We start from the raw sequence: 23,559 nt of genomic DNA, 5'->3' as shown, positions 1-23,559 counted from the left end.
GATGACGATAGAAATTCTTCCAGCTCGGTTAGCCAACCAAATTGCTGCCGGTGAGGTGGTGGAGCGTCCAGCCTCTGTGGTGAAAGAGCTGGTGGAAAACAGTATAGATGCTGGTGCAACGCGCATTCAAATAGATATTGAGCGCGGAGGACATAAGCTTATTCGTATCCGTGATAACGGCATCGGTATTGTTAAAGACGAACTGACGTTGGCGTTGTCTCGCCATGCGACAAGTAAACTTAAAAGTTTGGATGACCTAGAATGTATTGCTTCGCTTGGCTTTCGAGGTGAGGCGCTTGCATCTATCAGCTCAGTATCGCGACTGACTCTGAGCTCTAAGCCTCAAGCGCAAGAAACTGCTTGGCAGGCTTTCGCCGAAGGGCGAGAGATGGCTGTACAGGTTCAACCTACCGCACACCCAGACGGTACCACTATCGAAGTCAAAGATCTGTTTTTCAACACGCCTGCACGCAGAAAGTTTTTACGCACGGAAAAAACCGAGTTTAGCCATATAGATGAACTGGTTAAGCGCATTGCATTGAGTCGCTTTGATATTGCCATTACGCTCACTCATAACCAAAAGGTGGTTCGCCAATATCGCCCGCGCACTATTGAAAAAGGTGTTGAGCGAGTTGCGCAAGTTGGTGGTAAAGCATTCTTACAGCAAGCAAGCTTTATTGACTCAGGTCATGAGGGACTGAGGCTATTCGGTTGGGTGTTACCTGCGGGGGTTAACAACGGCACGCAATATACTTACGTAAATGGTCGTATGATGCGAGATAAGCTCATCTTGCATGCGATTCGCCAAGCATTTGATGAGTCACTCGGGCATGAAGAGCTTCCCGGTTTTGTCATATATCTTGAGTTAGATCCGAGGCAAGTTGACGTTAATGTTCATCCCGCGAAACACGAAGTTCGCTTTCATCAAGCGCGCTTGGTTCACGACTTTATTGTACAAGCAATAAAGCAGGTCGCGACGGAACAAATTGATTTATCTTGTGCAAGTGAGACCAAAACTCAAGCACCTGATACCACATCGCCATTATTTACGCCCCAAGAACAGGTAGATGAAACCTATCATCAAAGTTATCGCTCAACCTTACAACCTGAAGCGCAAGCGCACGCCAGTTCGGTCCCGAGTGCCTTTAGCGAACGCTCCGAAGCGCCAAGTGCAGCTTCAAGTCGTGGTCAAAGTAATTATGGCGGTGCAACGGGCAGTGGCAAAAAGCAGGTAAATGTGAATCAACTCTATCAAGGGCTTTCACATCAACAAATGCAACACTTCGACAAAGTTGAAGAAGGTACATTACCGTTAAGCGAAACAAGTAGCGTCCCGGTATCCGCCCGTAAATCCAGCTGGATGTTGCTACCACAAGGTAAAGTCATGCTTGAGCAAGATAAACAGCTGTTGTTTGGTGATTGTCGGCAGGGGCTGTTGCCATATTGGCAAATGCAAATTGAGCAAGATGGCACACTGCAAGGCAAAGCTTTGCTGTTACCTGTTCGAATCAAACTAGAGAAACCCGCACTGGAAGCATTGCAGCAGCGTGAAACATGGTTAGCAATTTTAGGGTTTGCGATAGAAATTTTTGATGGCCATATTTTAGTTAAAAAGTTACCTGTGTCGCTCTATAGTATAGATGTTGGTGAAATTTCCAAGAAGATGATGGAACCAAGCTCAGATGCCGAACTCCAAGATTGGTTACAGTGGCTAGAAGTATCAACACCCAGTAGCTATTTTGATAGCCAGCATTTTGATTTAGTTAAAGAAAAATTACTTTCAAAAGCCCCATGTTTGGCTCGTATTCATAAAAGCGCGGTTACAATTGATACCCAGAAGTTGGTCAGTTTTTTAAGTTTGCTGTAATTCGTGCCTAAGTAGGTATTAATTACCATGTACTATCAGCTATAATACGAGATTAGTGCAGTTTATTAGTAGGTTAGATGTGAACAAGTTACCTGTCATTACCCTTATGGGACCGACAGCTGCGGGCAAAACCGCATTGGCCATAGAGTTATGCCAAGCGTTAAATACCGAAATCATCAGTGTAGACTCGGCGTTAGTGTACAAAGGGATGGATATTGGTACGGCAAAGCCGAGCGCACAAGAGCAAGCAATGGCACCACATCACCTTATTGATATTATTGACCCTGCACAAAGTTATTCGGTTGCAGAGTTTCGTGCTGATGCTATTAAACTAATTGATGATTTCCATCAGCGGGGAAAAGTGCCAATTTTAGTTGGTGGCACGATGATGTATTTTAAAGGCTTAATTGAAGGCCTGTCGCCATTACCTGAGGCTGATACCGAAGTTAGGGCGATATTAGAGCGTGAGGCTGATCAAATGGGTTGGCCTGCGCTGCATCAGCAATTAAAAAATATCGACCCAGAAGCAGCGGCAAAAATCAGCGAAAACGATTCGCAACGTATAAACCGTGCTCTGGAAGTTTATCGCATTAGTGGCAAAACGATGACTCAATTGCAGCAAAGCAAACAAGATGCTTTGCCGTATCAATTTCATCAATTTGCGATTGCACCAAGTGACCGAAAAGCCTTACATGAACGTATAGAGAAAAGATTTAAAATAATGTTGGATGAAGGCTTTAAAAATGAAGTTTTGGCCTTATATCAACGGAAAGATTTACACCCTGATTTGCCTTCTATTCGCTGTGTCGGATATCGGCAAATGTGGGAGTATTTAGCTGGCGAGTGCGATTATAACGAAATGGTTTTCAAAGGCGTCGCAGCGACCAGACAACTGGCGAAGCGGCAATTAACTTGGCTGAGGGGGTGGCAAGATGTGACTTGGCTTGACACCGATGGTCAAGAAAACTTGCAACGTGTTCTAACTTCGCTAAGCTAATAGTAGTTGTTAAATCAGCGTGTTCTGATTAAATCAACGACCTGACATAATAACACCTAAAACGAAGGATAAGAAAATGGCAAAAGGCCAATCTTTACAAGACCCATTTTTGAATGTCTTGCGTCGTGAGCGCATTCCCGTCTCAATTTTTTTAGTGAACGGTATTAAATTACAGGGCAAGATCCAGTCATTTGACCAGTTTGTGATTTTGCTTGAAAACACAGTAAACCAAATGGTTTACAAACACGCCATCTCCACAGTGGTTCCAGCTCGTGCGGTTAACTTCCAAAATGCAACCGGAAGCGAAGCGGGTGACCAAGGTGATGAAGGTAATTATTAATTCTTATTAGTAGGAGCTTAATGCTTGTTTGACCGTTATGAAGCCGGCGAACAGGCAGTCTTGGTTCATATAGAATTTCCTCACGAAGGAGATCGCGAAGATCTACGTGAATTGGAAATGCTAGTTTCTTCTGCTGGTGTTAGTAGTGTGGCGGTTGTGCAAGGCAGCCGTCAAGCACCACATGCAAAGTTGTTTGTCGGAACGGGTAAAGCTGAAGAAATTGCCGAGATTGTCAACATCCACAACGCAGATGTCATCATATTTAACCACCAACTCAGTCCCTCACAAGAGCGCAATTTAGAACGCGTTTGTAAGTGTCGAGTGTTAGATAGGACAACGCTGATCTTAGATATTTTCGCGCAAAGAGCCCGTACCCACGAAGGTAAATTGCAGGTTGAGCTTGCTCAGCTAAGGCATATCTCTACGCGCTTAATTCGAGGATGGACGCACTTAGAAAGGCAAAAAGGGGGGATCGGTTTACGTGGTCCTGGTGAAACCCAATTAGAAACCGATAGACGGTTGCTTCGAGAGCGAATTAAGAGTATTCGCAAACGATTGGACAAGGTTGCCATTGTGCGTGAGCAAGGGCGTCGAGCACGAAGTCGTAACGAGATCCCAACCGTTTCTCTGGTAGGTTACACCAATGCGGGTAAATCGACACTGTTTAACAAAATTACAGATGCGGATGTTTATGCTGCTGACCAATTGTTCGCAACGCTTGACCCTACGCTAAGAAAGATAGAAATCGATGATGTTGGCCCCGTTATCTTAGCAGATACAGTAGGTTTTATTCGTCATTTACCTCATGACTTGGTAGCAGCATTTAAAGCGACTTTAACAGAAACCCGTGAAGCGGATTTACAGCTTCATGTCATCGATGTTGCAGATCCGAGAAGAAAAGAAAATATAGAACAGGTACAATTGGTTCTAGAGGAAATTGAAGCCAATGACATTCCTCAACTTTTGGTCTACAACAAAATTGATCTAATGGACGAAGTTGCGCCTAGAATAGATAGGGACGATGAAGGAAAACCGATCCGAGTTTGGTTAAGTGCCCACTCGGGAGAAGGGATTTCGCTGTTATTCGATGCAGTTAAAGAGTTGTTGGCAAAAACCGTTTTCACAGCTGAGCTTGCGGTACCTCCAGCCCTTGGGCGCTTACGAGGTGCACTATTTGAGCTTAATGCCGTGGATGAAAAAGGCTACGACGAGCAAGGCAATTGGCTTGTTTCGGTAAGAATGCCAAAAATCGAATGGGAAAAGCTCAATAAGGAATTCGGGCGAAATCTCAATGATTTAGTCGTTGGTAGTTAAAAATCGTCAAATTCGAGCGTATTTTTATATGAGAGTCGCTCGAATTTTGTTAGATTTAACCTAATTCATTTAAATAACAATGGAGTATAGCTATGGCCTGGAACGAACCGGGTAATAATGGCAATGATAACGATCCGTGGAAAAACCGCGGGGGCGGGATCAAGGCCCACCTGATCTAGATGAAGTATTCCGTAAATTTGGTAATAAATTCGGCGGTATTTTCGGTGGTAAGCCGGGGAAAGGTGGTAATGGCGGATTAGGCGGTGCTGGTTTCGTCTTTATACTTATTATCGCAGCCATTGTATGGGCACTAAGCGGTATCTACACAGTAAAAGAGGCTGAACGCGGCATCGTGTTGCAATTTGGTAAGTTTGACCGTATTGCTGAGCCAGGTCTGCGTTGGAAAGCCACGTTCATCGAACGTGTTATTCCTGTTGATATTGAAGCGGTACGTTCATTGTCGGCTTCTGGCTTTATGCTGACGGAAGACGAAAACGTAGTAAGCGTTGAGTTTGAAGTGCAATATCGTGTTGTAGATCCAACGCTTTATCGTTTCAGTGTGACCGATGCTGACCACAGCTTACAACAAGCGCTGGACAGTGCTCTACGTTACGTCGTGGGTCACTCTCGTATGGATCAAGTGCTAACGACTGGTCGTGAAGTGGTTCGTCAGCGCACTTGGGAAGAGCTAAACAGTATTATTGAACCTTACAATCTCGGTTTGATTGTAACTGACGTCAACTTTAAAGACTCGCGTCCCCCTTCAGAAGTAAAAGATGCATTTGATGATGCGATTGCTGCACAGGAAGATGAAGAGCGTTTCATTCGTGAAGCAGAAGCTTATGCGAAAGAAATTGAACCACGTGCCCGTGGTCAAGTGACTCGTATGACGCAAGAAGCAGAAGCGTATCGTGAACGTATTATTCTTGAATCTCGAGGTGAAGTGGAGCGCTTTGAAAAGTTACTGCCAGAGTACCAAGCTGCGAAAGAAGTAACGCGTAAACGTTTATATATTGATGCGATGGAGCAAGTTTTAGGTCGAAGCTCAAAAGTATTAGTAGATGTTGAAGGTGGTAATAACATGCTGTATCTACCGCTTGATAAGATTATGCAATCACATAACAATGCTTCGTCACCAGTACGTTTACCAAATCAGAGTGAAATAGAGCAACTTCGTAAAAGGATTGAAGGTAATCAGCAGCAAAATAGTTCTGTCAATTCAGGCGGTGATAGATTTAATCGCGACAGATTTGGTAACGGGAGATAATCAATATGAAGAATTTTAGTCTACTTCTATTAGTCACTGCCGTGATCATGTCGTTCTCTGGTATCTTTGTAGTAAACGAAGGTCAAAGAGCGATTGTACTGCTATTTAGTAAGGTACAAAAAGACGCGAATGGCGATGCTTTGGTGTATGAACCTGGCCTTCACTTGAAAGTGCCTTTCTTTAGCCAAGTACGAAAATTAGACGCACGGATCCAAACACTTGATGGTCAACCTGATCGCTTTGTAACGAGCGAGAAAAAAGACTTAATTGTGGATTCGTATGTAAAGTGGCGCGTAAACGATTTTAGCTCTTATTACCTACGTGCGCGTGGCGATAAGCAATATGCTGAAACGCTACTAAAACAAAAGGTCAATAACGGTCTAAGAACAAACTTCGGTTCGCGTACTATTAAAGAAATAGTATCTGGTGAACGTAGCGAGCTAATGGAAGAAGCGTTAGTTCAAGCGTCAGAAAGTGCAACTGAGCTTGGGATTGAAGTACTTGATGTCCGTGTTAAGCAAATTAACCTACCTAACGAAGTAAGTAACTCAATCTACCAGCGTATGCGTGCGGAGCGTCAAGCAGTGGCTAAAGAGCACCGTTCTGAGGGCCAAGAGAAGGCGGAGACCATCCGTGCTAATGTTGACCGTCGTGTTACCGTTATGCTTGCAGATGCTGAGCGAAATGCTCGCGCGGTTCGTGGTCAAGGTGACGCAACAGCTGCAAACATTTACGCTGAAGCATATAACAAAGACCCTGAGTTTTTTAGTTTCGTTCGTTCGCTTGAAGCATATAAAAATACCTTCAAAGATAAGAATGACGTCATGGTGCTATCACCAAACAGCGAGTTCTTTAACTATATGAAGGATGCAAAAGCACAATAAGATCATGCTTTTGAGACGATAATAAAACCCCGCCAGCCAGCGGGGTTTTTTATTGGCGCGATATGGTCATGACGTTAGATGATGACCCCCACCAGTAGCAGCCGACTTTAGTCGCGAAAAGTACATCGTAGCAGCGACCTCATGTCGCCACCAATAATAAAAAAGCGGCCATTAAGCCGCAGTTAGGAAGTGAATTGGTACTAGCCTATTAAAATAACAAACCCTTAAAACACGTACTTCACTGAAAGTTGTAGTCTGTCCAAATCACCTTCAAGGCCACTTTCAGTTTCACGAGTGCCCATCTTATATTCAGCACCAAAGGTGAGCTTTTTCACGGGGGAATAAAGTAGGTTTGCGCTGTAACTCATACTTGATTTTGTCGGGTCACCAGTTATCGCCAGTAAATCGTTTTCGTTATTAGCATTAAAGAAAGAGTATAAGAATGTTGATCGGAACTGATCGTTCCAGCTATGTTGATAAGCGATAAAGCCCGACGTCGAGTCAATTGCATGTAACGAGTTACCGTCGTATACCGCGCCATTAGCAACATTTAGGCCTATGTAACGACCAAGCCCTTGACCTTGGGTAAGCATAAATTTCAAGTTATTGTTGCCAAAATTAACACGACCAGATGCACTGATCCCAAATGAGCTTTCCGACTCATCAGCTCCACCGACTTTATAGGTAATTTGGCGCGCAAGTGCCGCTACCGCAATATGACCCCAATCTGCATTGTGTGTGTAACGTGCTGTGAAATCAGGCATGCTAGCGTCATCGGTGACTACACGGCCACTATCTGCAGTGGTCACTGTGCTTTCTGGGTTTTCAATAGAGAAAGACCAGTTTCCCGTGGTGTATTTAGCCATGGCTTGACGCACGAAAACGGTGCCTTCAGCTGGGCCGACGAAGTCTAAAGTCTCTGGTAATGCACTAACATTTTGAAAGTTTGACCAAGCTTGACCAAACAAGAAGCCCTTGTAGGCCACAAAGGCTTGGCGAATACGAGGTGAGTAGGAGTTACTAACGCGCTCATTACCACCGGTTGACGCAATAAAATCTAGCTCGATTTTAGTCTTGATGCTGCTGCCATCATCGAGTTTAGTATCGGTGGCAAAATTGAAGCGAGATTGACGAGCATGCATATCAAATACAGCATCGCTATCAGAGTTAACTCCGACAGGAGTCGTACCTGGAACGTAAAAATCTCGACCTATATTTTGCGCACCTAACGCGCCGTCGGAAAAGTCACTCCAAATGGCATCAAGCTTGATATAACCACCGTAATTGACCTTAGTATCGCCAATCTCAGCCGCAGTGGCAGGGAGAGCGCAGAGACTACTGATAGCAACTGCGAGCAGTTTTTTATTAATGTTATTCGTTGTCATAATCCAGTTCCTCAATAGCTGTGCTTTGCAGTTGGCAGCAGCTGACATTCATTTTTAATCATCACTAACTGTTGTTTAAGGTTGGTTTTTACTCAATTACCTATTGGTCTATTAGACTAAGGTGGTATGCGGCAAATAAATGGGGGGAGGCGAGTATATTGCTTGTATGAAACTTTTACGTTTGCAGGTGTTCTACAACTAAGGTCTAATACTTAAACACCCAAGGCTGGGTGATCCTTAGGAAAAGCGTGTCTAGCAGACCTAGACCTCTAAATATAATGGAGATGACTATGTCACAGAGCATTTATCCAGTTCCTGAAAAAATCAAGAACGCAGCATTAATCAACGACGAGCAATATCAAGAACTATATCAAAAGTCGGTTGATGACCCCGCAGAGTTTTGGAAAGAGCACGGTCAACGTTTAGATTGGTTCAAACCTTATAGTAAAGTTAAAAATACCTCATTCGACAAAGGCCATATCAATATTAAATGGTATGAAGACGGCGTACTAAATGCCTCTTATAACTGTATCGATAGACACCTCGAAAAGCGCGCCGATAAAATCGCATTGATTTGGGAAGGCGATAACCCAGAACAAACGGAAAATATAACCTACCAGCAACTCCACGATGAAGTCGCAAAGCTTGCCAATGGCCTTAAGAGCCTAGGAGTTGCAAAGGGTGACCGCGTCGCTATCTACATGCCGATGACTCCACAAGCGATTTACGCCATGCAGGCCTGTGCAAGAATTGGTGCTATCCATTCTGTAGTGTTTGGTGGTTTTTCACCTTCAGCGATTGCAGATCGTATTAAAGATTCTGGCGCCAAAGTTGTGATCACTTCAGATGAAGGTCGTCGCGGTGGTAATTGTGTGCCGCTGAAGGCAAATGTCGATGAAGCGGTGGCGCAAGCTGGCGTCACCACTATCGAGCATGTGGTTGTACATCAATTAACAGGTGGCGATGTTGAATGGAATGCTCACGATGTATGGTGGCATGAATTAGTTGCTGATAAGCCAGCCGAATGTGAACCTGAAATGATGAATGCGGAAGATCCGCTCTTTATTCTTTACACCTCGGGCTCTACTGGTCAGCCGAAAGGGGTTGTTCATACGACAGGTGGGTACTTGGTGTATGCATCGATGACGCATGAGTATGTATTCGATCTCCAAGAAGATGATATTTACTGGTGTAGTGCAGATGTGGGTTGGATCACAGGTCATAGTTATATTGCTTATGGCCCACTTGTGAATGGTTGTACTCAAGTTGTATTCGAAGGCGTACCAACTTATCCAACGTCTGGTCGCATGGGTGAAATCGTTGATAAACATGGCGTTACTATCCTTTATACTGCGCCTACCGCGATCCGTGCTTTGATGGCGAAAGGTGACGAGCCGACTGCAAGTTCTAAGCGTGATAGTTTACGTATTTTGGGTTCGGTCGGTGAGCCAATTAACCCAGAGGCTTGGTCTTGGTATTACGAACAAATTGGTAATAGCGATTGTCCTATCGTCGATACTTGGTGGCAAACCGAAACGGGCGGCATCATGATCACGCCACTACCTGGCGCTACCGCACTTAAGCCGGGTTCTGCGACCCGTCCATTCTTTGGTATTGCTCCTGCACTATTTGACGCTGAAGGCAATACGCTGACAGGCGCGACCGAGGGTAATCTGGTGATTTTGGATAGCTGGCCTTCACAAGCTCGCACAGTTTATGGTGACCATGAGCGCTTCGAGCAAACGTACTTCTCGGCTTATCCGGGCGTTTATTTTACGGGCGATGGTTGTCGCCGTGATGAAGACGGTTACTACTGGATCACAGGTCGCGTGGATGACGTACTTAACGTTTCAGGTCACCGCCTCGGTACTGCTGAAATCGAAAGTGCGTTAGTGGCCCACGAAGCGGTTGCTGAAGCGGCTGTGGTAGGCTATCCACACGATATTAAAGGCCAAGGGATCTATGTCTATATCACGCCAAATGAAGGAGTGACGGTATCAGATGAGTTAACTAAAGAGGTGAGAAATTGGGTGCGTAAAGAGCTAAGCCCAATTGCAACCCCTGACATGATCCAATGGTCTCCAGGTTTACCTAAAACCCGTTCTGGTAAAATCATGCGCCGTATTTTGCGTAAGATTGCAGCCAATGAGTATCAACAGTTAGGAGATACTTCTACACTTGCCGATCCAAGTGTGGTTGATGAATTAATCGAGAATAGATTGAATCGTTAACTGAATAACTTGAATTGCGACCTAATATAAACATACTATAACGGCTGTTATCTTTACGATAACAGCCGATTTTTTAGGAGCATAGCATGTATCAGTTTTTAATCGCGGATGATCACCCTCTATTTCGAGAGGCGCTTAAGGGGGCTCTAAAAGCGCAGTTTGAAGGACTAGAGGTATTCGAATCTGAAAACTTTGACACTACGCTCTCGGTCTTACAACAACAAGAAGAACTAGACCTACTCCTGCTCGATTTACATATGCCGGGCAATGGTGATTTATATGGACTAATTCGGATCCGTGAGGATCACCCAAGTCTTCCAGTTGTTGTGGTTTCGGGAAGCGAAGACCTTTCTATCATCTCTAAAGTGATGGGATACGGCGCGATGGGTTTTATCCCAAAAGCGGCGTCAGTAGAACAAATTACCGAAGCCATAGATCAAGTGCTCGAAGGTGACACGTGGTTGCCTGAAGGCATGAAAGACAAAGTGGCTGAACTTGAAGGAGAAGACAAAGAGCTTGCCCAACAAGTGGCCTCGCTTACGCCGCAGCAATATAAAGTGCTGCAATATTTACACGAAGGCTTGCTGAATAAGCAAATTGCCTATGAGCTAAATATTTCAGAGGCAACGGTGAAAGCACATATCACCGCTATCTTCAGAAAGTTGGGCGTCTATAACCGTACTCAAGCCGTATTGATTGCTTCAAAATTACAATTAGAACCCATCGAAGTGAGTGACTAATTTCGCATCATTGCTTGCAAGGTGTTTACCTTGCAAGCAGCACTGCTTTAGCTTAATTCTTTAAACGCCTGACTTAGACCTTCAATTGTTAGCGGATACATTCGATTTTGCATTAATTGATTTATTAGCTCGATCGAATGGTAATAAGACCAATAGCTTTGCGGCTGAGGATTAAGCCAAGCCACCTTACTAAAGTGATTGGTTAAACGATTCAACCAAGTAGCTCCTGCTTCTTGATTCCAATGCTCTACGCTACCGCCGGGATAGGTGATTTCATAGGGGCCCATTGTCGCGTCACCAACAAATATTAGTCGATAGTCTGAGCCGTAACGGTTAATTAGCTGATAAGTATCAAGCAATTCGCTGTCACGACGGTCATTATCGTGCCAAACATGTTCGTACACACAATTATGAAAGTAAAAAAACTCAAGGTGCTTAAATTCACTGTGTGCGGCGCTAAATAGTTGTTCACAAAGTTGGATATGGTCATCCATAGAGCCGCCAATATCAAACAGCATCAGTACTTTCACTGAGTTATGCCGCTCAGGCGCCATTTTCACATCCAGCATGCCGCCCTGTCTTGCGGTAGCGCGGATGGTTTCATTAAGGTCGAGCTGATCGCTGGCTCCGCTGCGTGCAAATTTACGCAATTGCTTGAGTGCGAGCTTAATATTGCGGCTGCTGATGTCAGTATTACTATCGAGATTACGGTATTGCCTTTTATCCCAGACCTTGACTGCCCTGCGATGACGGTTTCCGTCTTGGCCAATGCGGATCCCTTCAGGATTATAGCCATAAGCGCCAAAAGGTGAGGTGCCGCCTGTACCAACCCATTTATTACCGCCTGCGTGGCGTTTTCGTTGCTCTGCCAAGCGTGCTTTTAACGTTTCAAGGAGCTTGTCGAGTCCACCCATCGCGTTAAGTTTGGCTTTTTCTTCCTCCGACAGCAATTTCTCAAATTCTTTACGCAGCCAGTCCTCAGGCAATTGCTGTTGTTGAAGTTGTGAAAAGAGGTCTATTGACTCTATCCCCTCAAAATAATCAGCAAACGCGCGGTCGAATTTATCAAACAAGGTTTCATCTTTCACGAAGATAGTTTTTGCCAAAAAGTAAAAGCTGTCCAGATCGGCAAAGCAAACTTCTTTATCTAGCGCCTCTAAACAGTCTAGTAATTCGCGCAGGCTCGCTTTAATACCGTAACGCCTAAGGGTGAGTACAAAATCGATGAGCATGATCAGCGGCGGCTCATAAAGGCGAGCTTTTCAACCAAAGAAACATCTTGCTCGTTTTTAAGTAGCGCACCAAATAACGGCATTAGGCCACCTTGGTTGGATTTATCATGTAACGCGTCAGGGGAAATATCTTCCGCTAATAATAGTTTTAACCAGTCGAGTAGTTCACTCGTACTTGGCTTTTTCTTTAGGTTTGGTGTGTCGCGTAATTGGAAAAAGCTTTCGAGTGCTCGTTGCACTAAATTCGCTTTAATATGTGGAAAATGCACGTCTACAATTTGCTGCATCTCTTCTTTGCTCGGAAAGTCGATGTAGTGGAAAAAGCAGCGGCGTAAAAAGGCATCTGGTAGCTCTTTCTCATTGTTTGAGGTGATAATGACGATAGGGCGTACTTTGGCCTTTATTTGCTCGTTGGTTTCGTAGACATGAAACTCCATTTTATCGAGCTCTAACAGCAGGTCATTGGGGAACTCAATATCGGCTTTGTCGATTTCATCAATCAGCAGAACGGGGCGCTTTGTGGCGGTAAATGCCTGCCACAGCTTACCTTTGATAATGTAATTGCCAACATCATTAACGCGAGGATCGCCAAGTTGACTGTCGCGTAAACGCGAGACCGCATCGTATTCGTATAGGCCTTGCTGTGCTTTGGTTGTTGACTTTATATGCCATTGGATGAGTTCGGTATCTAAACTTTTTGCCAGTTCTTCGGCGAGTAAGGTTTTGCCTGTGCCAGGTTCACCTTTAATCAGGAGTGGTTTTTCTAAAACGATGGCCGCGTTCACGGCCTGTTGTAGAGCAGAGGTAGCAATATATTGATCAGTACCTTTAAACATAATTCAGCTTCTTGTGGTCAGATGAGATAGACTCATCTTGCCACAATCAGCTTTTCGCTGCCAACCCTGCTTCGGTTTCGATTAAAGTGAAGCGAGGCACCGCTTCGCCTTCGACCATAACGTCTTCTAAAAACATTTCAAGTGGTCGAACCCAAAAGCTCATATCTCCATATAGGGTTTGATAAACCACTTGCTTCTCTTGCGTTTCACTGTGCGTTGCCAAGGCGTGCACTCGATATAATTTTCCTTTGTAGTGGCGGTAAATTCCAGGTGTGATATCCACTAATTCAAGCTCCAAAAAATAAAAGCCGTACGTGACGGACTGAAATGTTATAATCCGTGCCATTAAGACTGAAGGTGTTTAAAGATGAATTATATTGCGCTGGACGATTATAAGAAAGCTTGGGTTTTCAAACATAAAGATCTTCCAATCGAAGAATCCGACCTGGCATTGATAAAACCAATGTCAGCGGCGCGCGCTGCGGTGCTTTGGAGCACTATGGTAAGCAACGAAAAAGATCACCCTGATTTCTTTGATAAAACAGACTGGGTTGGTAAAGCGGACTCATGGCAAGAAACCCTCAATTGGGAGCAGCCGTGGGAAGCAGGAGAAGCGTTTCCTGAGACTATCGAGCAATTTCTTGATTGGCAAGCTAATACCACCGTGTATTTTTGTCTCTCTCGAGATGATGTGATCGAGACCCGTTTTGACGTGTTTAAGCGATGTTGGCAGAACTTTATGTTTTTGACTGACGGCAGTTTCTTAATAGGAAAAAAACGCAGTTCGGTAGTACAATTTATGGCTGAGGGGCAAGCAAAACTAGGAACCAAGCCGTAAGCAAGTACAACAAAACTAGGAACCAAGCCGTAAGCAAGTACAACAGAGCAGTTTGCTTTGATTTGAAACATGGCTAGTGTATAAAGGATGTACACCAGTCTACTAAAGTAGATTGCATTGACGGGAGGCGTTTTGGAGCAGCAGCAAAATACAATCTGGTATGACGAAGCATCTCGCCTTGTATTTGCCGAGCTTGTAAATGTATTTTATGCCAGAGAGTTGCCAAAACTTGCTGAGCTCTCCGATCATACTCGCCTTCAGCGTTTGTTAAACAGCTTGCCGTATTATGTTGAGCGCGCGGCCACACATATTATTCATGGCGATGTTCCGCTTGAGCTAGATAGTTTCAATGGATGTTGGTTAGCAAAGCAAAAATCACAGCCTAAATGTGATGACGCTGCCAACGCTGCATTTTTTACCACTAAGGTGAAAGTGGGGCTGGTAGTTCCTGTGCTATACGCAGACTCGACGGGGACAAACGTTAGGCTCGACAGTGTCGACCAAGTGGGTGAGGCTGACAAATTGCACTGTAATCAATTTGGCTGGTTTAGTGTTAATGGCAATAGCTTACAAGCAAGTGATGAAGCGTGTGTACAACTGCTAAAACCAACGAAAGCGTTAATGACAGCGGCTTGTTGTGGCCATACTTGGCATTTTGGCAAAGCGGCAATACCACGAAGGCTGACGCTAAGAGAAATGTTACTTGCCAGCGCGATTAATTGGCCACAAGTACAAAAAACAAAAATGAGTCAGTGATCCTAATCGACTCAAAAAACAGAAGTTTGGATTAAGCAATGCGATTTTTTCAGTTAGCGCTGTTGGTTTTAGCGCTATTTATTCAGTACAGACTTTGGTTCGGCCACAACGGCGTGGAGGACTACACTCGGATAAAATCCGTGGTTAAATCGCACCAAGAAACCAATGCCAATCTCAGTAAACGAAATAAATTATTAAAAGCGGATATTGAAGACTTAAAACTCGGCCTTGAAGGGGTTGAGGAGCGTGCTCGTCATGAGCTTGGCATGATTAAGCCTGGCGAAACTTTTATCCGTGTATTACCGAAAGTACCTCATGAAAAGAAACGATAAACTTGCAGTCGTCATCCCCGCAGCTGGGGTTGGCAGTCGTATGCAGGCGCAGATGCCTAAACAATATATCCCACTATTAGGTAAACCGATTTTAGTACACACACTGGAAAAGCTAGCCGGACTTGAGTGCGTCGATCAATTTATGGTCGCCGTTTCCAAAGAAGATGGATATTTTTCATCGGCGTTACTACCTGATAGCCGTTTTAGCTATTGTGAAGGTGGACAAGAACGGGCCGACTCCGTTTTATTGGCGCTAAAAGCGTTAGCACCAAGTCGCCCTGACTGGGTGTTAGTTCATGATGCAGCTCGACCTTTAGTTGCGCTGGACGATATTCATCAGCTGATTTCACAATGTATAAACCAACAGCAAGGTGGCATACTGGCTGCCAAGGTTAAAGATACCATCAAACGTGGTGCGGAGTTGGTACAGGAGACCGTACCTAGAGCGTCGTTATGGCAGGCTTTTACGCCTCAAATGTTTAGGTATGAAGAGTTATTGGCTGCGCTGGAGCTTGGGCTTTCTCAAGGTGCAAATATCACAGATGAAGCATCAGCGATGGAATTACAAAATCAGCCAGTCCAACTCATTGCCGCGCGTACGGATAACATTAAGATCACGACGCCGGAGGATTTACCTCTGGCGGAGTTTATAATTCAACAACAAGGTAAACAGCATGATTAGAATTGGCCACGGATTTGATGTTCATAAATTTGGTGGAGCCGGTCCATTGACGATTTGTGGGGAAAAAATTCCTTACGAACAGGGTTTTATTGCTCACTCTGATGGTGATGTGGCAATTCATGCATTGTGTGATGCCTTGTTGGGAGCGCTTGCGTTGGGAGATATTGGTAAGCACTTTCCTGATACCGCGAGTGAATTTGAAAATATCGATAGTCGTATTTTATTGCGCCGCGTGATGGAACAAGTGAAAACGCTTGGCTATCAAATAGGCAATATCGACGTCACGATTGTCGCACAAGCACCAAAGATGCGACCACATATTGATGCGATGCGCGGTAATATCGCAAACGACTGTGAAGCGCAGCTGGACCAAGTTAATGTTAAAGCAACCACTACTGAAAAGTTGGGTTTTGAGGGACGTAAGGAAGGGATCTCAAGCCATGCTGTGGTGCTATTGGTAAAAGCATGAAGACACTAAATTATCTTTACGGCAAACCGTTATCTGATGGCGATTATAAGTCACAACCAGAAGACTTTAGAGTCGAAGAAATTTTAGATATTCCTTTTACTGGCGAAGGTGAGCATGTTTGCTTGCAGATAGTTAAAAAGGGAGAAAACACTGCCTTTGTCGCTAAAAAGCTTGCAGAGTTTGCCCAAATTTCACCGCGAGATGTCAGCTATGCAGGAATTAAAGACAGACACGGCGTATGTACGCAGTGGTTTAGCGTGCCGGTGCCAATTAAAAAGTCGGTAGATTTTAGTGCATTAAATAGTGACTCTATTTTTGTGGTGCAACAAATACGGCACAATCGAAAGTTAAAAACAGGTTGTCATAAGGGCAATCGCTTTGCCATTACCCTCAGAAACGTGACTGCTCCACTTGATATTCTGTCGCGTATTAATGCCGTACGCCAAGGGGTTCCTAATTATTTTGGAGAACAACGTTTTGGTCATGATGGCCACAACTTAGCCATGGCAGATAGGTTATTTGACGGTGAAAAGATCCGCGATAAAAAGCTCAGAGGGCTTGTGCTTTCAGCCGCTCGCTCCCATCTGTTCAACGAAGTAGTCAGTCGCCGGGTGGCAGAGCATGGCTTGGCAACGACTTGGCATCGTGAAATCTTTTTACTTAGTGGCAGTAACGCATTTTTTGATTCAGAGATTGATTGCGAGCTCATTGAGCGGTTACTGAATGGCGACATTTTACTTTCGGCGCCATTGGTTGGTAAGGGTGAAAAGGGCTTATTGCCGCAAGAGCGTGAATGGTTGGCACCTTTCGCTAAATGGCACGAAGGATTAGCAGAGTTTGGGATGAAAAATGAGCGCAGAGCGCTTAGATTAATACCCGAAGCGCTTCAGGTGAGTATGGCTGACGATAGCACGCTAACCCTAGAATTCAGTTTACCAAAAGGAACTTTTGCCACGGCGCTGCTCAGAGAGCTTGTTAATCACCGTGATGCCAGCAAAAAGTTTAATAAACATGAAGAATCGATACAGCAGTGAGGTACTCATTGTCTAACAAGAAAAAGAGGTGAAAAATGAAGATCCTATTGAGTAATGACGATGGTGTTCACGCCAAAGGCATTGCTATCTTGTATCAAGCACTATCGCAAATTGCGGACGTTACCGTCATTGGTCCAGATAGAAACTGTAGCGGTGCGAGTAATTCGCTAACTTTATTGAACCCATTAAGAGCGACTACGCTAGATAATGGTTTTATCTCAGTAAATGGCACCCCAACCGACTGCGTTCACCTTGGAGTGAATAAGCTTATTGATGAATTGCCGGATTTAGTCGTTGCAGGGATCAACAATGGCGCTAATCTTGGCGATGATACGCTGTACTCCGGCACCGTTGCAGCGGCCACAGAAGGTCGTCATTTAGGCTTACCGGCTATTGCTGTTTCGCTTTGCTCAAAAAATGAAGTCCACTACGAGACTGCAGCGCATGTCACCGTAGAGATCATTAAAAAGCTTGCAAATCACCCACTACCAAAAGATCAAATCATTAATATCAATGTGCCGGATATTCCATTAAGTGACTTAAAAGGGATAAAAGTAACCCGATTAGGCTCGCGTCATAAAGCGGATACTATGACCGAACAAATCGATCCTTGGGGCAGAAGTGTGTATTGGTATGGCACGTTAGGTCATGAAAGTGACGCTGGTGAAGGCACGGATTTTCATGCTGTAAACAACGGTTATGCCGCTATTACTCCACTAAAAGTGGATATGACGGCGTACGATAGTTTAGAAGCTGTGGCGAGTTGGTTATCTTAAGAGGCGCATGTGCTGAGTAATTATCAGGGCAGTGCCAAAACGCTGGTGGAACTGCTAAAACAGCAAGGCGTACAAGATGAAGTGGTACTCAACGCTATCGCTAACACGCCTAGGCATATGTTTGTCGATGAAGTGCTTAAACACAAGTCGTATGAAAATACTGCACTTCCTATCGGTCAAGGGCAAACGATATCACAACCTTTTATCGTCGCAAAAATGACTGAAGTGTTAAAACAGGTTGGTGTTAAAGGTCGCATTTTGGAAGTGGGTACAGGCTCTGGTTATCAGACCTCCATACTAGCTCAAGTGTTTGAACAGGTCTTTAGCATTGAACGGATCAAGTCGTTGCAGTGGCAAGCGCGCAGAAGGCTGCATTTGCTGGATTTATACAATGTTACGATGAAGCATGGAGACGGTTGGAAAGGCTGGGCTTCAAAAGCGCCTTTTGCAGGGATCATTGTCACTGCCGCTGCACAATCAGTTCCGGATGATTTGTTGGCACAACTAGAAGATGGCGGTGCTATGGTCATTCCTATTGGGGTTGAAGAGCAAACGCTCACGTTATTTGTTAAACAGGGTGAGCAGTTTATTCGTCACGCACTAGCACCTGTGCGATTTGTACCTTTAGTTGCTGGTGAAGTTGGTTGATTTGTAGGCTTTAAAAGCAACTCCATAAAATATAACTATTTTTTCTACTAAAATGTGAAAACCAAGCAAAATTAAGTTAGATTGATATGATAGTCGTTAATAGTAGCACTGGAAAATATAAGTAATGCATAAGGCTCAGGTTATCATATCGATTTGTTTGAGCGGCCTGCTTGTTGCTTGCTCGTCGAATCATACACCTGCACCTGTAACAACTTTATACTCTGGTAAGACCACTTCGACACATAAAATTAATATTAACGGAAGCAGTTACAAAGTAAAAAAAGGCGATACTTTATTTGCAATTGCATTTAGTGCTAATAAAGATGTGAGAGCACTCGCGAAAATCAATAAAATTAAGCCTCCGTACACGATCTACCCCAATCAGATCATTCGTCTAGAATATCCCAGAAATAAAAATAAAAAGAACATAAAATACACGAAAGTAAACCACAAGTCTCAGTCTTTAAAACAAAAAAGTAACAAAAGCCCTAAAAAAGAGCTTGATAAGCCAAATCAACGAGAGTATGTTCAAAGACAAGCCACACAAAAATCTAATAGTACCAAGGCTTTGTATAATAATAAGGTACTATGGAATTGGCCAGCTGAAGGTAAAGTGACTCGTCACTTCTCCGTTAAGGAGAATGGTTATAAGGGATTGGAGATCTCTAATAAACTGGGCACTTCAGTTAAGGCTGCTGCTGGCGGTGTAGTTGTATATGCAGGGAGTGCGTTGCGTGGGTATGGCAATTTAATCATTTTGAAGCATACAGATGATTATCTAAGTGCGTATGCTCATAACGCTAAGTTGCTCGTCAGAGAACAGCAAAAAGTTAAAGTTGGGGAAAAAATTGCCGAAATGGGTAGTACAGATGCTTCAAAGACGGCGCTTAGGTTTGAGATCCGTTTTAAAGGTCAAGCTGTAAACCCGGCAAAATACTTGCCATAAAGTAATGCGAGTACATCGATTGGTTCGAGTACCCTTACTTTTATTCGCTTGGGGAGAATACTTATGGCTCACACTGCAAAATTACCTACAAAATCTACTCCAGAGTCAGATAAGTTCGACGATGATAATATTGACGAACCAAAAGACGAATTACTTGAAGACCTCGAAGACGACGAAGAAGTTTTTGCCAAAGAAGAAGTGGTCAAAAACTTAGATGCCACTCAACTCTATTTAGGTGAAATTGGGTTTTCACCGCTGCTCAGTGCAGAAGAAGAAGTTTACTTTGCGCGTAAAGCGTTAAAAGGTTGTGAAGCCTCGCGTAAACGGATGATAGAGAGTAATTTGAGATTGGTGGTTAAAATCGCTCGTCGTTATAATAACCGTGGTTTGGCATTACTTGACCTCATTGAAGAAGGTAACTTAGGCTTGATCCGAGCGGTAGAAAAATTTGATCCAGAACGTGGATTTAGATTTTCTACTTACGCAACTTGGTGGATCCGCCAAACCATCGAACGCGCGATCATGAACCAAACTCGTACCATTCGCTTGCCTATTCATGTTGTCAAAGAGCTCAATGTATACCTACGTACGGCACGTGAGTTGACGCAAAAGTTGGATCATGAACCTACCGCCGAAGAAATCGCTGAATGTCTCGATAAACCCGTCGAAGAAGTCAGTAAGATGCTCCGTCTAAATGAAAAGATCACTTCGGTTGATACGCCTATCGGTGGTGAAAATGATAAGGCATTGCTCGATATTATCGCGGATGAAAAGGGCGGTGGTCCAGAAACGGAAGTGCAGAGCAACGATATTAATAAACACATTGTTGATTGGCTTGGAGAGTTAAATCCAAAACAGCGAGAGGTGCTCGCGAGACGCTTTGGTTTGCTTGGTTATGAGCCGTCTACGCTTGAGGATGTTGGTCGCGAAATCGGGTTGACGAGAGAGCGCGTAAGACAAATTCAAGTTGAGGCGTTGAGACGCTTAAAAGACATTTTACAACACGAAGGGTTAAGTACTGACAGCCTATTCGAACAACAGTAAATTAGTGTAATTTACTCATTAAAAAAGCCGCAATATGCGGCTTTTTTAATTCTTGCAGTGGTATAAAACCAGCCAAGATAGAAAGCGATTACAAGCTCTCTATCTTTGCTCTTTGTTCAAGTAGCTTAGTTTTTGCGTCGCTAAACTCAGCTAATTTTGCTTTTTCCTTAGCAAGTACCGCTTCAGGCGCATTACTTACAAACTTTTCGTTTGCGAGTTTCTTTTCAACCTGATCAAGACCTTTCTCTGCTTTTTCAAGCTGCTTAGCAATACGCGCAAGTTCCGCTTCTACATCAATCAGGCCTGCCATCGGGATCATGATTTCAAGATCACCGATAAATGCAGTCGCACAAGCTGGTGCTTCATCTTTGCTTGCAAGTAAGTCTACCGTTTCAAGTTTTGCCAGTGCGCTTAAGAAAGCTTGGTTTTCTTCTAAACGACGTTTGTCATCTTCGCTGGCACCAGTAAGCAGCACGTTTAGCGGCTTACTTGGGCTGATGTCCATTTCACCACGAATGTTACGGATAGCAATAATAAATTGCTTCACCCACTCAAGGTCGGCCATCGCTTGCGCATCAACTTTGCTTTCATCGAATACAGGGAAGGCTTCAAGCATAATCGTCTTCGCGTCGACACCTGCGATTGGTGCTACTCGTTGCCAGATTGTCTCTGTGATATAAGGCATCAGTGGGTGCATCAAGCGAAGTAAGCCTTCCAATACGGTGATAAGCGTATGGCGTGTACCACGTTGCTGCGCTTCATTGCCTTTAAATAGAATTGGCTTAGTTAGCTCTAGATACCAGTCACAGAATTGGTTCCATGTGAACTCATAAATGGTGTTTGCCGCAAGGTCAAAACGATAGTTATCCAAGTGCTCAGAGAACACCTTAACCGTATTTTGGAATTGACCTAAAATCCAACGATCCGCAAGAGAATACACTTTTTCATTATCGTTGAAGCCACAGTCTTGTTCTTCTGTGTTCATCAATACATAACGGCTGGCATTCCAAAGCTTGTTACAGAAGTTACGGTAACCTTCAAGACGGTTCATATCCCAGTTGATATCACGTCCCGTTGACGCCATTGCTGCAAGAGTGAAACGCAATGCATCAGTACCGTGTGCTTCAATACCATCAACAAATGTTTTGCGCGTATTCTTCTCGATTTTTGCCGCAAGCTGTGGCTGCATCATGTTGCCAGTACGTTTAGTCACTAGGCTCTCAAGATCGATACCATCAATCATATCTAGTGGATCTAACACGTTACCTTTTGACTTAGACATCTTATCGCCATTTTCATCGCGAATAAGGCCAGTTACATAAACGGTCTTAAATGGAACTTGAGGTTTACCATCTTCATCTTTGATGAAATGCATGGTCATCATGATCATGCGAGCTACCCAGAAGAAGATAATATCGAAACCAGTAACCAAGGTATCTGAAGGGTGAAATACTTTTAGATCTTCCGTGTTTTCAGGCCATCCTAACGTTGAGAAAGTCCACAGTGCGGAAGAGAACCAAGTGTCTAGCACGTCTTCATCTTGTGTCAACGTCACACTTGCATCAAGGTTATGGTTTTGACGTACTTCGGCTTCGTCACGGCCAACATACACATTGCCTTCGCTGTCGTACCATGCCGGGATCCTGTGGCCCCACCAAAGCTGACGTGAAATACACCAGTCTTGAACATCACGCATCCAAGAGAAGTACATGTTCTCGTATTGCTTAGGAACGAACTGAATATCGCCATCTTCTACCGCTTTTACCGCAGGCTCTGCAAGCGGGGCAACGCGAACATACCACTGATCGGTAAGTAGTGGTTCGATAACTACGCCAGAGCGGTCGCCGTAAGGAACGGTTAGACTGTGGTCGTCAATTTTCTCAAGTAGACCAAGCTGTTCAAACTCGTCAACGATTTGCTTACGCGCGTCGAAACGGTCAAGGCCGTGGAAACGCTCAGGAATTGGTGCATCCACCGCTTCAAGTGGCTTACCATCAAAAGTAAAGCATTCACCCGTATTCAGAACTGCCGCGTCTTTGTTGAACACGTTGATCATTGGCAGCTCATGGCGCTTACCAACTTCGTTATCGTTAAAGTCATGTGCAGGCGTGATTTTTACGCAGCCCGTGCCTTTTTCCATATCCGCATGTTCATCGGCAACGATAGGAATGCGACGGTTGACGATAGGAAGTAGAATTTCTTTACCAATTAAGTCTTGGTAACGTTCATCATCAGGGTTGACCGCAACACCAGTGTCACCAAGCATGGTTTCTGGACGAGTGGTTGCTACGATAATGTAGTCTTTACCATCTTTGGTGGTTACGCCATCCGCAAGTGGATAGCGCAAATTCCACATATGGCCCTGCTTGTCTTTATTCTCAACTTCTAAATCAGAAATCGCAGTGTGTAATTTAGGATCCCAGTTAACTAGACGCTTACCACGATAAATTAAGTCGTCTTGATATAGGCGAACGAATACTTCCTTTACAGCTTCAGACAGGCCATCATCCATCGTAAAACGTTCTCTATCCCAATCTACAGACGCACCTAAACGGCGTAACTGTTTGGTAATAGTGCCACCTGATTGCGCTTTCCATTCCCAGATTTTATTGATGAATTCGTCACGGCCTAAATCATGGCGTGATTTACCTTCTTCGGCTGCAAGCTTACGCTCAACAACCATCTGAGTTGCGATACCTGCGTGATCAGTACCCACTTGCCATAGTGTGTTTTTGCCTTTCATACGCTGATAGCGGATCAAAGTGTCCATGATAGTGTCTTGGAACGCGTGGCCCATGTGTAGACTACCTGTGACATTCGGCGGTGGGATCATAATCGAATACGCGTCACCCTTGCCTGATGGCTTAAAGTAGCCATTTGACTCCCAGTCTTGATACAAAGACTGTTCAATATCTTGTGGATTGTAGGTTTTATCCATTAC

General features: G+C 44.3%; 22 protein-coding genes and 1 pseudogene. 18 read left to right on the top strand and 5 right to left on the bottom strand.

Annotation, left to right across the window (positions count from 1 at the left end):
* Position 1: 1 nt before the first annotated feature.
* From mutL to hflC, 6 genes and pseudogenes are all read left to right on the top strand, one after another.
* Positions 2 to 1,867, top strand: a complete 1,866-nt coding sequence (gene mutL, locus B1L02_RS14065) for a DNA mismatch repair endonuclease MutL (RefSeq protein ID WP_223192070.1) — start codon at positions 2 to 4, stop codon at positions 1,865 to 1,867.
* Positions 1,868 to 1,973: 106 nt separating this feature from the next.
* On the top strand, positions 1,974 to 2,864 hold the full coding sequence (gene miaA, locus B1L02_RS14060) for a tRNA (adenosine(37)-N6)-dimethylallyltransferase MiaA (protein ID WP_223192071.1): 891 nt from the start codon (positions 1,974 to 1,976) through the stop codon (positions 2,862 to 2,864).
* 76 nt (positions 2,865 to 2,940) lie between these two features.
* The gene (gene hfq, locus B1L02_RS14055; RefSeq protein ID WP_088531520.1) at positions 2,941 to 3,204 is read left to right on the top strand and encodes an RNA chaperone Hfq; all 264 of its coding nucleotides are present in this window, start codon (positions 2,941 to 2,943) and stop codon (positions 3,202 to 3,204) included.
* A gap of 24 nt (positions 3,205 to 3,228) precedes the next feature.
* Complete coding sequence (gene hflX, locus B1L02_RS14050) at positions 3,229 to 4,518, top strand: ribosome rescue GTPase HflX (protein ID WP_088531519.1); 1,290 nt, start codon at positions 3,229 to 3,231, stop codon at positions 4,516 to 4,518.
* Between the two features lie 92 nt (positions 4,519 to 4,610).
* A pseudogene (hflK, locus tag B1L02_RS14045) lies at positions 4,611 to 5,785 on the top strand (FtsH protease activity modulator HflK).
* Positions 5,786 to 5,790: 5 nt separating this feature from the next.
* Positions 5,791 to 6,669 (top strand): protease modulator HflC, encoded by an 879-nt coding sequence (gene hflC, locus B1L02_RS14040; protein WP_088531518.1) that lies wholly within the window; start codon positions 5,791 to 5,793, stop codon positions 6,667 to 6,669.
* Between the two features lie 224 nt (positions 6,670 to 6,893).
* Here the strand turns inward: hflC and B1L02_RS14035 are convergent, their stop codons facing one another.
* Positions 6,894 to 8,054, bottom strand: coding sequence for a DcaP family trimeric outer membrane transporter (locus B1L02_RS14035; protein WP_088531517.1), 1,161 nt, complete (start codon positions 8,052 to 8,054; stop codon positions 6,894 to 6,896).
* Positions 8,055 to 8,344: 290 nt separating this feature from the next.
* Here B1L02_RS14035 and acs point away from each other — a divergent pair, with 290 nt between their 5' ends.
* Entirely contained in the window at positions 8,345 to 10,285 is a 1,941-nt protein-coding gene (acs, locus tag B1L02_RS14030; protein ID WP_088531516.1) for an acetate--CoA ligase, read from the top strand.
* Positions 10,286 to 10,371: 86 nt separating this feature from the next.
* A complete protein-coding gene (locus B1L02_RS14025) occupies positions 10,372 to 11,025 on the top strand; it encodes a response regulator transcription factor (protein ID WP_088531515.1) in 654 nt (217 codons plus the stop codon).
* A 47-nt stretch (positions 11,026 to 11,072) separates the two neighbouring features.
* Here B1L02_RS14025 and B1L02_RS14020 read toward each other — a convergent pair whose 3' ends face one another.
* Genes B1L02_RS14020 through B1L02_RS14010 form a run of 3 tightly spaced genes read right to left on the bottom strand, consistent with a single transcriptional unit; the run spans position 11,073 to position 13,376 of the window.
* On the bottom strand, positions 11,073 to 12,257 hold the full coding sequence (locus B1L02_RS14020; RefSeq protein WP_088531514.1) for a vWA domain-containing protein: 1,185 nt from the start codon (positions 12,255 to 12,257) through the stop codon (positions 11,073 to 11,075).
* A gap of 2 nt (positions 12,258 to 12,259) precedes the next feature.
* Complete coding sequence (locus tag B1L02_RS14015; RefSeq protein WP_088531513.1) at positions 12,260 to 13,096, bottom strand: AAA family ATPase; 837 nt, start codon at positions 13,094 to 13,096, stop codon at positions 12,260 to 12,262.
* Between the two features lie 43 nt (positions 13,097 to 13,139).
* On the bottom strand, positions 13,140 to 13,376 hold the full coding sequence (locus B1L02_RS14010; RefSeq protein ID WP_010377401.1) for a DUF1653 domain-containing protein: 237 nt from the start codon (positions 13,374 to 13,376) through the stop codon (positions 13,140 to 13,142).
* A gap of 84 nt (positions 13,377 to 13,460) precedes the next feature.
* Between B1L02_RS14010 and B1L02_RS14005 the strand changes: the two genes are divergently transcribed.
* The 10 genes from B1L02_RS14005 (at position 13,461) to rpoS (ending at position 20,618) form a co-directional block, all read left to right on the top strand.
* Positions 13,461 to 13,931 carry a DUF2947 domain-containing protein gene (locus B1L02_RS14005; protein WP_045962078.1) on the top strand — a complete coding sequence of 157 codons (471 nt, stop codon included), beginning with the start codon at positions 13,461 to 13,463 and terminating at the stop codon, positions 13,929 to 13,931.
* Between the two features lie 117 nt (positions 13,932 to 14,048).
* Positions 14,049 to 14,687, top strand: coding sequence for a hypothetical protein (locus B1L02_RS14000; protein WP_174694557.1), 639 nt, complete (start codon positions 14,049 to 14,051; stop codon positions 14,685 to 14,687).
* 38 nt (positions 14,688 to 14,725) lie between these two features.
* On the top strand, positions 14,726 to 15,019 hold the full coding sequence (gene ftsB, locus B1L02_RS13995) for a cell division protein FtsB (protein WP_010605642.1): 294 nt from the start codon (positions 14,726 to 14,728) through the stop codon (positions 15,017 to 15,019).
* The gene (ispD, locus tag B1L02_RS13990; RefSeq protein ID WP_088531512.1) at positions 15,003 to 15,701 is read left to right on the top strand and encodes a 2-C-methyl-D-erythritol 4-phosphate cytidylyltransferase; all 699 of its coding nucleotides are present in this window, start codon (positions 15,003 to 15,005) and stop codon (positions 15,699 to 15,701) included. The genes ftsB and ispD overlap by 17 nt, the downstream gene beginning before the upstream one ends.
* Positions 15,694 to 16,170 carry a 2-C-methyl-D-erythritol 2,4-cyclodiphosphate synthase gene (ispF, locus tag B1L02_RS13985; RefSeq protein ID WP_088531511.1) on the top strand — a complete coding sequence of 159 codons (477 nt, stop codon included), beginning with the start codon at positions 15,694 to 15,696 and terminating at the stop codon, positions 16,168 to 16,170. The genes ispD and ispF overlap by 8 nt, the downstream gene beginning before the upstream one ends.
* On the top strand, positions 16,167 to 17,204 hold the full coding sequence (truD, locus tag B1L02_RS13980) for a tRNA pseudouridine(13) synthase TruD (RefSeq protein WP_088531510.1): 1,038 nt from the start codon (positions 16,167 to 16,169) through the stop codon (positions 17,202 to 17,204). The genes ispF and truD overlap by 4 nt, the downstream gene beginning before the upstream one ends.
* A 35-nt stretch (positions 17,205 to 17,239) precedes the next feature.
* Positions 17,240 to 17,980: a 5'/3'-nucleotidase SurE gene (gene surE / locus B1L02_RS13975; protein WP_088531509.1), complete on the top strand. Its 741-nt coding sequence runs from the start codon at positions 17,240 to 17,242 to the stop codon at positions 17,978 to 17,980.
* Positions 17,981 to 17,989: 9 nt separating this feature from the next.
* Entirely contained in the window at positions 17,990 to 18,628 is a 639-nt protein-coding gene (locus tag B1L02_RS13970) for a protein-L-isoaspartate(D-aspartate) O-methyltransferase (RefSeq protein ID WP_088531508.1), read from the top strand.
* Positions 18,629 to 18,752: 124 nt separating this feature from the next.
* A complete protein-coding gene (locus B1L02_RS13965; RefSeq protein WP_088531507.1) occupies positions 18,753 to 19,574 on the top strand; it encodes a peptidoglycan DD-metalloendopeptidase family protein in 822 nt (273 codons plus the stop codon).
* A gap of 63 nt (positions 19,575 to 19,637) precedes the next feature.
* Entirely contained in the window at positions 19,638 to 20,618 is a 981-nt protein-coding gene (rpoS, locus tag B1L02_RS13960) for an RNA polymerase sigma factor RpoS (RefSeq protein ID WP_088531506.1), read from the top strand.
* A gap of 88 nt (positions 20,619 to 20,706) precedes the next feature.
* Here the strand turns inward: rpoS and B1L02_RS13955 are convergent, their stop codons facing one another.
* Positions 20,707 to 23,556 carry a valine--tRNA ligase gene (locus tag B1L02_RS13955; RefSeq protein ID WP_088531505.1) on the bottom strand — a complete coding sequence of 950 codons (2,850 nt, stop codon included), beginning with the start codon at positions 23,554 to 23,556 and terminating at the stop codon, positions 20,707 to 20,709.
* Between the last annotated feature and the right edge of the window lie 3 nt (positions 23,557 to 23,559).

It is taken from the genome of Pseudoalteromonas piscicida, from assembly GCF_002208135.1.
GTDB lineage: Bacteria > Pseudomonadota > Gammaproteobacteria > Enterobacterales > Alteromonadaceae > Pseudoalteromonas > Pseudoalteromonas piscicida_A.
This window is presented reverse-complemented; position numbering and strand designations above follow the sequence as displayed.